We start from the raw sequence: 14,070 nt of genomic DNA on the forward strand, positions 1-14,070 counted from the left end.
GTCACTGCTCCGGCCGGCGGTAGCGTTCCCGCAGCGCCGCCACCATGCGTGGGTCGTCGAACGTCTCCAGGGTGTCCGCGTCGATGCTGTGCGGGCGGTCCTGCGGTTGGCGCGCGGGCTCCGGGCCGCCGGGCGGGCCGCCGGGCGGCTGGTGGCGGGCCGTGTCGACCGCGACCATCGCGACCATCGTGAACAGGACGACCAGCAGGGCGAGGGCCACGCCGAGGAAATCGGCCCGCCGCAGCACCACCAGGGCGACCAGCAGGGCCGCCGCCACGATGGCGGCGACCACCGCCAGGAGCCGGGCACGGGACCGGGGGAGACGCGTCACCCGTCCAGCATGGTCGGCCGACCGCCGCTGTCAACCGTTCGGCCACTGTCAACTCGCCGCCGCCGTCGACCGGACGTCGGAGGACGCGTGGCGACCAGACGTTCGTTGCCGCCGTTGCATAGAGTGACGGCTGGGTCGCTCCAGTCGCGACCGTCCCGTCCCACCAGCGGAAGGATCCCGCATGCGACGAACCGCCCGATCCCGAACCGCAGCAGGCATCGCCGGAATCATGCTCGCCGGCCTCGCGATCGGCCCGGCCACCGCCGTGCCGGTCACCCCCGACACCCCGGCCGGGCCGGGCCCCACCGAGCGGACCAGCCCGGTCGAGGCCCGCCGGGTCGACCGGGTGCCGACGCCCCGGATCGACTGGACGCCGTGCCACGGGTACGCCGAGTGCGCGACCGTCCGGCTGCCCCTGGACTACGACCAGCCGGACGGGCCGACCACCGAGGTCGCCGTGCTGCGGGTCAAGGCCCGCGACCAGCAGCGGCGGATCGGCAGTCTCTTCGTCAACCCGGGCGGCCCCGGCGGGGCGGGCACCGAGATGGCCCTCGTCGCGCCGTTCTTCCTCGGTGACGACGTGCTGGACCGCTTCGACGTGGTCGGCGTCGACCCGCGCGGGGTGGGCGGCAGCGAGCAGATCCGCTGCTTCACCTCCGTCGAGGAGCAGGCCCGCAAGCTCGCCGGCCTCAACGTGGCCTTCCCCTGGACGAAGGCCGAGGAGCAGGCGTACGTGGCGTCGTCCCGGGCGGCCGGCCGGGCCTGCTCCACCACCGGGCAGCCGCTCAGCGGCGCGATGTCGACCGCCCAGGTCGCCCGGGACATGGACGTGCTGCGTCGCGCGGTCGGTGACCGCAAGCTCAGCTACCTCGGCTTCAGCTACGGCTCCGCCCTCGGGCAGCAGTACGCGAACATGTTCCCGGACCGGTTCCGGGCGCTGGTGATCGACGGGGTGCTCGGCCCCCGGGAGTGGGTCGGCAAGCCGAACTCGGCCGCCACCACCCAGGAGGACCGGCTGCGCAGCGGCGAGGGCGCGTACCGGGCGCTGCGTGAGGTGCTGGCCCGGTGCGCGAAGGCCGGCGCGGCGGGCTGCCCGCTCGGCGGTGGCGACCCGGCGGCCAGCTTCGACCTGGTGGCGCAGCGGTTGCGGGCGAAGCCCGTGGTGATCGAGGACCCGGACGCCGGGCCGGTCACCTTCCGGTACTCCGACTTCGTCGCCAACGCCCTGATCATGCTCTACAGTCCGGCCGGCTACGAGCCGCTGGTGGCGATGGTCGCCGACCTGCTCGTGCTGACCGACCCGGACGCCACGAAGGCCCGCCGCGGCACGGTCTCGGCGGCCCTGCTCGACCGGGTCGCGCGGGCCCGCGCCCAGGTCGCCCGGTACGACGACGACTACGTCAACGGGCTGGAGACGTTCCTCGGGGTGGACTGCACCGACGCGTACCACCCGGGTGACGCGATGCTCTGGCCGGCGTTCGCCGACCGGGCCGACCGGCGGGACCCGTACTTCGGTCGGTTGTGGAGCTGGGTCAGCTCGCCGTGCGCCCGCGACACGTGGACGGTGCGTGACGAGGACGCCTACCTCGGGCCGTTCGACAGGCGTACCGGGGCGCCGGTGCTGGTGGTCGGCAACTACTGGGACCCGTCGACCAACTACCAGGGCGCGGTGAGCGCCGCCCGGAGCCTGCCGAACAGCCGACTGCTCAGCAGCGACAGTTGGGGGCACACCGCGTACGGCACCTCGGTCTGCGTGACCGGCGCGGTCGACAGGTACCTGCTGACCGGGACGCCCCCGGCCGAGGGGACGGTCTGTGTCGGTGACCTCCAACCGTTCGCCACGGCGTCGACCGGACCGGCGGCCACCCTGCGCGCCAACCCGGCCGACGGTCTGGTCGGGCGGGGCCGGCCCGGCCGGGGCGGGCCGAAGCGGCTGCCGCCGGTGGTCGCCCCGCCGCTCGGCTGACGGTCCGGGCGTCGGCGCGGGACGGCTGGTCCCGCGCCGACGTCGCCTGCCGCGCCCCGGGCTGAGCCGTCAGTACGAGCGGTCCTGGCCGAGCACGTGCTGGGCGACGAAGTTGAGGATCATCTCCCGGCTGACCGGGGCGATCCGGCTGGCCCGTACCGCGCCGAGCAGGGTGGCGACGCCGTACTCGGTGGTCAGGCCCGCGCCGCCGTGTGCCTGCACGGCGGTGTCCACGGCCAGCGCGGCGGCCTCCGCGGCGGCGTACTTGGCCATGTTGCCGGCGACCCCGGCGTCGGCGTCCCGGCCGGCGTCGTACCGGGCCGCCGCCTGGTAGACCATCAGCCGGGCCAGCTCCACCTGGATGGCCGCGTGCGCCAGCGGATGCGACACCCCCTGGTGCGAGCCGATGCTGCGGCCACCCCAGACGGTACGGGCACGGGCGTACCCGGACGCGCGCTCGATCGCGTACCGGCCGGTGCCGACGCTCATCGCGGCGACCGTGATCCGTTCCGGGTTGAGCCCGGCGAACAGCGCCGGCAGCCCGGCGTCGGGCGAGCCGCCGACCAGCGCGTCGGCCGGCAGCCGCACGTCGTCGAGGTAGAGCAGGAACTGCTGCTCCGGGGAGACGACCTCCATGTCCAGTCTGGACATGGTCAGCCCGGCCGCGTCGGTCGGCACCAGGAACAGCGCCGGCTGGAGCTTGCCGGAGGCGGCGTCGGCGGTGCGCGCGACCACCAGCACGTGCCCCGCCTCGTCGACGCCGGAGATGTAGCACTTGCGGCCGGAGAGCAGCCAGTCGTCGCCGTCGCGGCGGGCCACCGTGGCCAGCCGGTGGAAGTTCGACCCGGCCTCCGGCTCGGTGATCGCGAAGGCGATCTTCTGGGAGCCGTCGGCCAGGCCGGGCAGGTGACGGGCGCGCTGCTCCTCGGTGCCGTGCCGGGCGAGCACGGTGCCGGCGATGGCGGGGGAGACCACGAGCAGCAGCAGCGGGCAGCCGGCCGCGGCCAGCTCCTCGCAGACGATCGCCAGCTCGGTGATGCCGCCGCCTCCGCCGCCGTACGCGGTGGGGATGTTGACGCCGAGGTAGCCGAGCCGGCCGGCTTCCGCCCACAGCTCGGTGGTGTGCTCGCCGGCCTTCGCCTTCCCGACGAAGTACCGGTGACCGTACCGTCGGCCCAGCGCCCGCGCCGCGGCCCGGAGCTGCTCCTGCTCGTCGGTGAGGTCGAAGACGGTCATCGGTCCTCCTCGGGGTTCACCACCGCCAGCACGGCGCCGGTGTCGACCTGGTCGCCGGGCGGCGCCGGCAGGGCGGCGACCACCCCGTCGACCGGGGCGAGCACCTGGTGTTCCAGCTTCATCGCCTCCAGGGTCAGCAGCGGCTCGCCGGCGCGGACCCGCTGCCCGACGGTGACGTGCACCCGGGTCACCGCGCCGGGCAGCGGCGCGACCAGGGAACCGGCGGCCAGCCCGCGCCGCGGGTCGGGGAAGCGCGGCAGCCCGGTCAGGGTCGTCGCCCCGTCCGGGCCGTCCACGAAGACCGTCGACCCCACCCGGTGTACGCGCCACCCGCGGCGCACCCCGTCGACGTCCAGCGTCACCCGGTCCGGGGTGGCCGCCACCAGCGCGACGGCGCGTCCGAGCGGCGGGTCGGTGGCGCATTCGGCGAGTCCGCCCGTCCGGTCCAGCCGGTAGCGGACCTCGACCTCGCCGCCGTCCCGGTCGGTGAACCGGGCGACCTGCGGGAACGCCGGCACGTTGCGCCACCCCGACGGCAGCGAGCGCAGCGCCGGGGCGGCGGCCCGGCGGGCGGCGGCCGAGGCGAGCGCGGCGGCCAGCGCGGCCACCGGCACGTCGGCGTCGGCCAGCAGCGGGGCGAACACCTCCGGGTGCCGGTCCAGGAAACCGGTGTCGACCGGCCCGGCGGTGAACGCGGGACTGCGCAGCACCCGGACCAGCAGGTCCCGGTTGGTGGTGACGCCGTGCAGCTCGGCGCGGGCCAGCGCGCCGGCCAGCAGCCGGGCCGCCTCGGCCCGGGTCGGCCCCCAGGCGACCAGCTTCGCCAGCATCGAGTCGTAGTGCACGCCCACCGTCGAGCCGGCCGTCACCCCCGAGTCCAGGCGCAGCCCGGTGGTCGGGGCGAAGCCACCGGTCACCCCGGGCACGGTGAACCGGCGCAGCACGCCGGTGGCCGGTCGCCAGTCGTGGGCCGGGTCCTCGGCGCACAGCCGTACCTCGATGGCGTGGCCGGTCGGCGGCGGGGTCGCCGCCAGCGGCGTCGGCCCGCCCTCGGCGACCAGCAGTTGCAGCCTGACCAGGTCCAGGCCGGTGACCGCCTCGGTGACCGGGTGCTCCACCTGGAGCCGGGTGTTCATCTCCAGGAAGAAGAACTCCCCGGACGGGGCGAGCAGGAACTCGACGGTGCCCGCCCCGACGTAGCCGACCGCCCGGCCGGCGGCCACCGCCGCCGCGTGCAGCCGCTCCCGCAGCTCCGGCGGGAGCGCCGCCGGGGCCTCCTCGACGATCTTCTGGTGCCGGCGCTGGATCGAGCAGTCCCGTTCGCCGAGGGCCAGCACCGTGCCGCGCGTGTCGCCGAGGATCTGCACCTCGACGTGCCGGCCGCGCTCGACGTACCGCTCCACGAAGACCGTGCCGTCGCCGAACGCGCCGGCCGCCTCCCGCCCGGCGGAGGCCACCGCGTCGGCCAGCCCGGCGGCGTCCCGGACGATCCGCATGCCCCGGCCGCCGCCCCCGGCGGACGCCTTGACCAGCACCGGGAAGTCGGTGACCTGGTCGGCGTCGGTCCAGGTGGGCAGCATCGGCACGCCCGCGTCGGCGAGCAGCGCCTTGGCCGCCAGCTTGTCGCCCATCGCGGCGATCGCCGCGGGTGGCGGCCCGACCCAGGTCAGCCCGGCGTCGACCACCGCCGCCGCGAACCCGGCGTGCTCGGCGAGGAACCCGTAACCCGGGTGGACGGCGTCCGCGCCGCAGCGCCGGGCCGCGTCCAGGATCAGGTCTATCCGCAGGTACGTCTCGGCCGGCGCGTTCCCGGGCAGGCGTACCGCGTGGTCGGCCTCGGCGACGAACGGCGCGTCGGCGTCCGCGTCGGAGTGCACGGCGACGGTCTCGACGCCCAGCGCCCGGCAGGCGGCGAAGACCCGGCGGGCGATCTCGCCCCGGTTGGCGACGAGCAGTCTGGTGATCATCGGTGATATCCCCTCGCGCTCACCTGCTACATCCGGAAGACGCCGAAGCCGTCGCCGCCCCGCACCGGCGCGTTGTGGACCGCCGAGAGACAGAGACCGAGGACGGTCCGGGTGTCCCGCGGGTCGATCACCCCGTCGTCGTAGAGCCGGCCGGACAGGAACAGCGCCGCCGACTGCGACTCGATCTGCTGCTCGACCATCGCCCGCATCGCGGCGTCGGAGTCCTCGTCGTAGTCGCGTCCCCGGGCGGCGGCGGCCTGCCGGGCCACGATGGACAGCACCCCGGCCAACTGCGCCGGCCCCATCACCGCCGACTTCGCGTTCGGCCAGGTGAACAGGAAACGCGGGTCGTACGCCCGGCCGCACATGCCGTAGTTGCCGGCCCCGTACGACGCGCCGAGGTTGACCGTCAGGTGCGGCACCGTCGAGTTCGACACCGCGTTGATCATCATCGCGCCGTGCTTGATGATGCCGCCCTGCTCGTACTCGGCGCCGACCATGTAGCCGGTGGTGTTCTGGAGGAACACCAGCGGGGTGTCGGTGGCGTTGGCGAGCTGGATGAACTGGGTCGCCTTCTGCGCCTCCGCGCTGAACAGCACGCCCCGGGCGTTGGCCAGCACCCCGACCGGGTACCCGTGCAGCTCGCCCCAGCCGGTGACCAGCGCCGTGCCGTACGCCGGCTTGAACTCGTCGAACTCGCTGCCGTCGAGCACCCGGGCGAGCACCTCGCGCAGGTCGAACGGCACCTTCAGGTCGGCGCTGACGATGCCGAGCAGCTCCTCCGGGTCGTACCTCGGCGGCTCGGGCGTCGGGTCGCGCGGCGGCGGGCCCGACTTGCGCCGGTTCAGCCGGCGTACGCACCGCCGGGCCAGCCGGATGGCGTCCGGCTCGTCCTCGGCCAGGAAGTCGGCCAGGCCGGACGTGCCGGCGTGCATCGCCGCGCCGCCCAGCGACTCGTCGTCGGCGTCCTCACCGGTGGCCATCTTCACCAGCGGCGGCCCGGCCAGGTACACCTGCGACCGGTCGCGGATCATGATGGTCTGGTCCGACATGCCCGGGATGTACGCGCCGCCGGCGGTGGCGTTGCCGAACACCACGCTGACGGTGGGGATCTTCGCGGCGGAGAGCCGGGTCAGGTCCCGGAACACCCGGCCACCCGGGATGAAGATCTCCGCCTGGGTGGGCAGGTCCGCGCCGGCCGACTCGACCAGGTTCACCATCGGCAGCCGGTTCGCGTACGCGATCTCGCCGGCCCGCCGGGTCTTCGCCAGCGACCACGGGTTGACCGCGCCGCCGCGCACCGTCGGGTCGTTGGCGAGGATCAGGCACTCCACGCCCTCGACCACCCCGACGCCGGTCACCACGCTCGCCCCGACCGGGAAGTCCGTGCCGTACCCGGCCACCGGCGACAGCTCCAGGAACGGGCTGTCCGGGTCGAGCAGCAGCTCGATGCGCTCCCGGGGCAGCAGCCTGCCGCGCCCGTGGTGCCGGGCCACGTACTTCCCGCCGCCGCCCGCGCGGGCCTGGTCGAGCGCCGCCTCCAGCTCGGCCAGCCGCTCCAGCAGGGCGGCCCGGTTCGCCCGGTGGGCGGCCGAGGTCGGGTCGACCGCGCTGCGCAACACGGTCACCGTCGGTCACCGCCCGCGCGGCCAGCTTCCCGCGCCGCCGCCGGCCCCCTGGGCAGCGTCACGGGCAGGTCGACGATCCGGGCGCGCAGCAGCTCACCGAGCGCCTTGGCCTGCGGGTCGAACCGGGTGGAGGCGGCCACCCCCGCGCCGAGCAGCCCCCGGAGCACGAAGTTCACCGCCCGCAGGTTCGGCAGCTCGTAGCGTTCCACGGGCAGGTCGGCGGTCTCCGGCAGCAGCTCGCGGAGCCGTTCGACGGTGAGCCAGCCGCGCAGCCAGCCGTACGTCTCGTCGCCGCGCGCCCACACGCCGAGGTTGGCGTCCCCGCCCTTGTCGCCCGACCGGGCCCCCACCACCTCGCCCAGCGCGCCCCGCCGCGTCGGTCCGCCCGCAGGCGAGGAAGGGCCCCCTGCTGACGCCGGGGGTACCGGAGAACTTCCTTCCCTGCGCCTGGGGGGCGGGACGGCGAGGCGCTCGCCGGTGGGCAGGACGGCGACGTGGTCCACCGCGTCCTGCGGGACGGTGTCGACGCTGAACACCCCGTACGGGACGGCGTCCCCCGGCGGCGTCGTCACCGTGCAGCCCGGGTACGAGGCCAGGGCCAGCTCCACCGCGGCGGCCGAGAAGGCCCGCCCGGCCCGCGCCCGGTCGCCGTCGCGCAGGTGTACGTGCAGCAGCGCGCTCGCCGTCTCGGTGTCCGTCGCGTCGACGTGGTCGGTGCGGGCCAGCCGGAACTCCAGCCCCTCCGGGCCGACCGCCGCCGCCACCTGCTCCCGTACCAGCGCCGCCTTGGCCGGGACGTCCAGTCCACAGAGGACGAACGTCATCGAGTTGCGGAAGCCGCCGAGGGTGGTCACGCCGACCTTCAGGGTGCCCGGCGGTGGCGCGCCCCGCACGCCGTCGACGCGTACCCGGTCGGGGCCGTCCGGGGTGAGGGTGACCGTGTCGAGCCGGGTCGTCACGTCCGGCCCGAGGTACGCCGGCCCGTCGACCTCGTACAGGAGCTGAGCGGTGACTGTCTCCACGGTGACCGCCCCGCCGGTGCCCGGGTGCTTGGTGAGCACCGACGAGCCGTCCGGGCGCAGCTCGACGACCGGGAAGCCGGGGCGCCGGCCGCCGTCCGGCAGCTCGGTGAAGAAGCTGAAGTTCCCGCCGGTCACCTGCGCCCCGCACTCGATCAGGTGGCCGGCGACGGTGGCGCCGGCGAGCGCGTCCAGGTCGTCGTGGCCCCAGCCGTACCGGGCGATCCCGGGGCCGACCACCAGCGAGGCGTCGGTGACCCGGCCGGTGACCACCACGTCCGCCCCGGCCCGTAGGCACGCCGCGATGCCGAACCCGCCCAGGTACGCGTTCGCGGTCAACGCGCCCGGCCGGGTCAGCGCGTCGCCTTCGACGTACCCGATCCGGACGGTGAGGCCGAGCCGGTCGGCGAGCGACCCGATCGCGGCGGCCAACCCGGCGGGGTTCAGGCCACCGGCGTTGGTGACGATCGTGACGCCGCGTTCCAGCGCGACGCCGAGGGTGTCCTCGAGCTGCCCGAGGAAGGTCCTCGCGTAGCCGAGGGCGGGGTCGCGCTGCCGGTCCCGGCCGAGGATGAGCATGGTCAGCTCGGCGAGGTAGTCGCCGGTCAGCACGTCCAGCTCACCGCCGGTGAGCATCTCCCGCCAGGCGTCGAACCGGTCTCCGTAGAAACCGGACGCGTTGCCGATGCGGATCACGCGGGTACCTCCGTCGGGCGGTCAGGGGGTGGGCAGGGCGGCGAGCTGGCGTTTCCAGGTGGTCAGCAGGGCGGCCCGGCGGGCCGAGTCGTCGGTGAGCAGGTTCGCCACGCCGAGCCCGCGCAGCAGGTCGAGGGTGGCCTGCACGGTTTCCCGTACGCCGGGGCGGCGCTCGTCGACGCCGAGCAGCGCCACGGTGAGCCGGTGCATCTCCCGGCCGACCTTCGCCTCCAACGGCACCAGCGCGGCGCGCAGCTCCGGGTCGGTGCGGGCGGCCACCCACAGCTCCAGGGCGGCGACGAAGAGCGGGCCGGTGAAGGCGGTGGCGAGCATGTCGACGACCCGGTCGAGGCGTCGCGGGCCGGCGGGCAGGGCCTCCGCCTCGGCGCGCAGCTCGGCGGCGCGCCGCTCGGTCAGGTGCGCGACGGCGGCGGTGACCAGGGCGGCCCGGGTGGGGTAGTGGTGCAACTGGGCGCCCCGGGAGACCCCGGCGCGGGCCGCGACGACCGTGGTGGTGGTGCCGGACCAGCCGCGTTCGACCAGGCAGTCGACGGTGGCCTGCAGCAGGCGGGCCCGGGTGGCGCGGCTGCGCTCCTGCTGGGGTACGCGACCGGGGGCGGTGGACACCCGACAAGCGTGCCGGCGCGGAAACAAACAGTCAAGCCTGACTTTTTCTGTGGACGGCCCGGGCAGAACGGCGGGGTCGGTCCGACGCTGGGCGACCGGACGGACCCGGGGGGTGACGACAGGAGTGGATCTTGTCGGGCTTTCGCCGGCTGCGCTGCTCTTGCCGGGCTCGCCGGCAGTTGCCCAGGTCCTCCGCCGAAGGTCTGGATTGAGCGGCGAGTCAGTGTTTGATATTCAAATATTCCGATGGGAACGTGCTCTGAGCTGCCCGTCCGTACGCTGAGCCGCAACCAAGCGGTCAGCATCAATGCGGGGGAACAGATGATGCATGCGTCTTCACGGCGCCTGGGAAAGCCGCGCCTGACACCACGGGCGCTCGCCGTCGGATCACTCGCCCTCGGCGCGCTCGTCGTGCCCTCGGCCCCGGCGTCCGCTGCGGACTGTCGCGCGGCCGTCGACGACCGGGCGGCGGCGATCGAGCTGGCGGCCCGGTGCGACCAGCGGGTGGAGATCCTCGCCGCGCGCACCGAGACGACCCAGGTCTTCGCCAACCCGGACGGCACCGGCGTCGTCGAGGAGTACGCCCAGCCACAGCGGGTCCGGCGGGCCGACGGCACCTGGACCGCGCCCGACCCGACCCTGGTCACCAACCCGGACGGCAGCCTGTCACCCCGGGCCGCCACCTTCTCGCTCCGGATCTCGGGTGGGGGCGCGGGCCCGCTGGTGCGGGCCAGCCGGGACAGCGACCAGGTCAGCCTCTCCTGGCCCGACGGCCCGCTGCCGACGCCCGTCGTCTCCGGGGCCCGGGCCACCTACCGCGAGGTGTATCCGGGCGTCGACCTGGTGGTGACGGCGGTGCGCACCGGGTTCAGCGAGGTGCTGGTCGTCAAGGACCGCGCCGCCGCCGCGAACCCGGCGCTGCGCGAGGTGGCGTTCGGCACGGAGCTGACCGGGCTCCGGTGGCAGGACGACGGCGACAACCTGGTGGCCGTCGACGCCGAGGGACGCCCGGCGCTCGGCGCGTCGGCGCCGAAGATGTGGGACTCCACCACCGACCCGGGCGGCGCGGCCCGGGGCGCGACGGCGGCCGAGCGCGTCCCCTCCGGTGAGCGGCTGCGCAGCAGCGTCGACGGCCCGGCCGTCGGCTCGCGTACCGCGGACATGCCCGTCGACCTCGACGCGGACCGGGTGGAGATCACCCCGGACCGGGCGCTGCTGGAGGACCCGGCCACGGTCTACCCGGTCTACCTCGACCCGACGATCACCTACACGTCGTGGACGATGATCAACAAGCAGTACCCGTCCCAGTCCTACTGGAGCTACGACAAGAAGGACTGCCCCGGCACCTACACCGGGGAGTGCGCCAAGGTCGGCTACTCCGACTGGGACCCGGGCAACCCGGTCACGTACCGGTCGATGTGGCAGTTCCCCACCTCGGCCTTCCGGGGCAAGCAGGTGCTGGGCGCCCAGTTCACCCTCGACCTGCTGTACTCCTGGGAGTGCGGCAAGAGCGTCACCGAGCTGGAGCGGATCAACACCACCCTGTCGTCGAGCACGACCTGGAGCAACAACTCGGACAACTGGCCGGGCACCAACACGGCCACCGTGTCCAACGAGTCGTGTGACGGGGCGCGGGTGCCGACGGAGTTCGCGATCACGTCACTGGTCAGGGACCTCGCGGGCGGCAGCGCGACGTACGTGACGCTGGGCCTGAAAGCCGGCTCGGAGAGCAGCCACGCCGGCTGGAAGAAGTACGACGCGGACACCGCCCGGCTCGTCGTCACCACGAACACCGTGCCGGGCGTGCCGACCACCCCCACGGTGGACGCCAAGGCCTGCGTGGTCGGCGCGGGCCGTCCGTACACCTCCACCGCGACGCCGACCCTGCGCGCCCGCGTCGCCGACGGCGACGGCAACTCGCTGACCGCCTCCTTCGAATGGGCGCGGATCCGCTACAACGGCACCTACGGTCCGGTCTCCGACCCCCGTACCCAGAGCAGCGTGCCGTCCGGGACGGTGGCGCAGGTCGACCTGCCGGCCGGGGTGCTCGACAAGGGCGACGAGATGGTCGGCGCCGGGGACTGGGACGGCGACGGCGTGGTCGACGTGCTCGGCCGTGACCCCAACGGCGTGCTGTACGTGTTCCCCGGCAAGGGGCAGACGCTCACCTCGCGCGCCGTCATCGGCAGCGGCTGGAGCGGCTACACGATCGCCGGCGTCGGCGACTGGGACCGGGACGGCCACCAGGACATCGTCGCCCGGCAGAACAACACCGACGAGCTGTGGCTCTACCCGGGGCAGAGCAGACGCGTCGGCTCCACCGAGACCCGCACCCTGATCGGCGCGTCCTTCGGCGGCTACGCCTTCGCCGGGATCGGCGACTGGGACCGGGACGGCCACCAGGACCTGCTCGCCCGGGACTCGGCCGGCGTGCTGTGGCTCTACCCCGGCCAGAGCACCCGGGGCGCCGCCAACCAGCCCCGGGTCAACCTGGGCAGCGGCTGGACCAGTTACACGTACTTCGGGGTGGTCGACTACGACCGGGACGGCGCGCCGGACCTCGTCGCCAAGGACCCGTCCGGCGCGCTGTGGCTCTACCTCGGCAGCGGGGCCCGCGCCTCGTACGGGGGCAGCCCCTACCGGCACCAGATCGGCAGCGGCTGGACGTCGTACTCCGGGCTGACCCTGCCGGACCTCAGCGGCGACGGCAAACCCGACGTGATCGCCGAGCACGACGGCAAGAACTGGTACGTCTACCCGGGCCCCGGCGCCCGTGCCTCCCTCGGCTCCCGGTACACCGCCGGCACGGTCGGCCTCTCCGACGGCGCGTACGCCTTCCGGGTCAACGCGTCGGACGCCCACGCCACCAGCGGCTACACCGGTTGGTGCGAGTTCGAGGTGGACCAGACCAACCCGGAGCCCCCGGCGGTCACCTCCGACACGTACCACGCCGGGTCGGTCGGCTGCCCGCCGGCCGGTTGCGGGGCCGTCGGCCAGACCGGCTCGTTCACCTTCGCCAGCGTCTCGCCCGACGTGGTCTCGTACAAGTGGGGCTTCTCCGACCCGCCCGCCACGACGGTGGGCGCGCCGACGGCCGGAGCGCCGGTGACGGTGCAGTGGACGCCCCCGTCGGGCGGGGCGAAGACCCTGTACGTGCAGGCGGTCGACCGGGCCGGTCGGTTCAGCCAACGTACCCACCAGTTCGTGGTGGCCGCGCCGACCCCGGCGCTGGCCCGTTGGCGACTCGCCGAGCCGGCCGGGTCGACCACGCTCGTCGACGACACCGGCCACGGGCGGCACGCCACGCTCACCGCCGGCACGCTCGGCGTGCCGGGCCGGATCGTGGGTGGCGACACCGCGCTGCGCCTGACCGGCGCCGGCCAGGCGAGCACCGCCACCCCGGTCCTCGCCGACACCAGCCGCAGTTTCTCGGTGGCCGCCTGGGTGAAGCTCGGTGACAAGAGCGTCAAACGCACGATCGTCAGCCAGGGCGGCACGCACAACGCGGCCTTCGTGCTGGAGTACCTGAGCTCGGCGGACACCTGGAAGTTCACGGTCACCTCCGCGGACAGCGGCACGCCCGCCTACCACGGCGCGAGCTCGGCCGCCGGGACCCCCCGGGTGGGCGTCTGGACCCATCTGGTCGGCACGTTCGACTCGACGGCCGGGGAACTCCGGCTGTACGTCAACGGGGTCCTCGCCGGCACCGCCACCGGCGCGTCCACCTGGGACGCCAACGGTCCCACCCGGATCGGTGGGCCGCTGCCCGGCCTGTGGTCGGGTGAGCTGGCGCAGGTGCAGCTCTGGAACCGGGTGCTCGCCGGCAGCGAGGCCGCCGCCCTGGTCGACCCGGTGACGGACTCGCTGGTCGGCCGCTGGGACCTGGAGGACATCGGTCCCGGGCCCAGCTTCGACGGGTCGAACTACGCCCACGACCTGTCCTTCCACGGCGGCGCGGAGATCCCGCCCAGCGGATCCGGGCACACCGGCACCGGCCTGCAACTGGACGGCGTGGACGCGTACGCCGAGACCGACGGGCCGGTGCTGAACACCGACCAGTCGTTCACCGTGTCGGCCTGGGCGCGGCTGCCCGTGGGCGTGACCGGCAACCGCACCGTGCTCGCCCAGCGGGGCGCGGTGGAGAGCGGGATCTTCGTCAAGTACGAGGCCACCGACGGTCGCTGGCACTGCGTGTACGGGGACACCGACCACACCACCGCCACCGGCGCGTACGTCGGCTCGAACAACCTGGCCGCCGAGGGCGTCTGGACCCACCTCACCTGCGTCTACGACGCGCAGGCCGCGACGCTGACGCTGTACGTCGACCGGATCGCGCAGCGGACCGTCGGCGTCGTCAACCGCTGGCACGCGAACGGCCCGCTGATGCTGGGTCGGGTGCAGTGGCGGGCCGGGATGTTCGAGCACTGGTCCGGGGCGATCGACGAGGTGCGCGTCTACCAGGGCGTCGTCCGGGACCTCAACCGCATCCCGTAGCCCGGACCGCCGGCCGGGGCCACCCGCCCCGGCCGGCCCACCCCACCGCGGAGACGTCGTCTCCGTCCCCACCGCGGAGACGTCGTCTCCGTGGCCACCCGTCGCG

8 protein-coding genes are annotated in these 14,070 nt (G+C 74.5%); 2 read left to right on the forward strand and 6 right to left on the reverse strand.

What is annotated here, in order from left to right:
- Position 1 precedes the first annotated feature (1 nt).
- The gene (locus O7606_RS21880; RefSeq protein ID WP_281595897.1) at positions 2 to 331 is read right to left on the reverse strand and encodes a hypothetical protein; all 330 of its coding nucleotides are present in this window, start codon (positions 329 to 331) and stop codon (positions 2 to 4) included.
- A gap of 181 nt (positions 332 to 512) precedes the next feature.
- On the opposite strand from O7606_RS21880, the gene O7606_RS21885 reads away from it, so the two are divergent.
- A complete protein-coding gene (locus tag O7606_RS21885) occupies positions 513 to 2,297 on the forward strand; it encodes an alpha/beta hydrolase (protein ID WP_281595898.1) in 1,785 nt (594 codons plus the stop codon).
- Between the two features lie 69 nt (positions 2,298 to 2,366).
- Here O7606_RS21885 and O7606_RS21890 read toward each other — a convergent pair whose 3' ends face one another.
- The 5 genes from O7606_RS21890 to O7606_RS21910 are packed head-to-tail and all read right to left on the reverse strand — an operon-like array spanning position 2,367 to position 9,470.
- Positions 2,367 to 3,533 carry an acyl-CoA dehydrogenase family protein gene (locus O7606_RS21890; protein ID WP_281595899.1) on the reverse strand — a complete coding sequence of 389 codons (1,167 nt, stop codon included), beginning with the start codon at positions 3,531 to 3,533 and terminating at the stop codon, positions 2,367 to 2,369.
- Positions 3,530 to 5,500, reverse strand: a complete 1,971-nt coding sequence (locus O7606_RS21895; RefSeq protein ID WP_281595900.1) for a biotin carboxylase N-terminal domain-containing protein — start codon at positions 5,498 to 5,500, stop codon at positions 3,530 to 3,532. Before O7606_RS21895 ends, O7606_RS21890 begins: the two co-directional genes overlap by 4 nt.
- 26 nt (positions 5,501 to 5,526) lie before the next feature.
- On the reverse strand, positions 5,527 to 7,128 hold the full coding sequence (locus tag O7606_RS21900) for a carboxyl transferase domain-containing protein (RefSeq protein ID WP_281595901.1): 1,602 nt from the start codon (positions 7,126 to 7,128) through the stop codon (positions 5,527 to 5,529).
- On the reverse strand, positions 7,125 to 8,843 hold the full coding sequence (locus O7606_RS21905; protein WP_281595902.1) for an acyclic terpene utilization AtuA family protein: 1,719 nt from the start codon (positions 8,841 to 8,843) through the stop codon (positions 7,125 to 7,127). Before O7606_RS21905 ends, O7606_RS21900 begins: the two co-directional genes overlap by 4 nt.
- Positions 8,844 to 8,864: 21 nt before the next feature.
- Positions 8,865 to 9,470: a TetR/AcrR family transcriptional regulator gene (locus tag O7606_RS21910; RefSeq protein ID WP_281595903.1), complete on the reverse strand. Its 606-nt coding sequence runs from the start codon at positions 9,468 to 9,470 to the stop codon at positions 8,865 to 8,867.
- A 411-nt stretch (positions 9,471 to 9,881) separates the two neighbouring features.
- Here O7606_RS21910 and O7606_RS21915 point away from each other — a divergent pair, with 411 nt between their 5' ends.
- Positions 9,882 to 13,964, forward strand: a complete 4,083-nt coding sequence (locus O7606_RS21915) for a LamG-like jellyroll fold domain-containing protein (RefSeq protein ID WP_281595904.1) — start codon at positions 9,882 to 9,884, stop codon at positions 13,962 to 13,964.
- Positions 13,965 to 14,070: the final 106 nt, after the last annotated feature.

It is taken from the genome of Micromonospora sp. WMMD882 (assembly GCF_027497255.1).
GTDB lineage: Bacteria > Actinomycetota > Actinomycetes > Mycobacteriales > Micromonosporaceae > Micromonospora.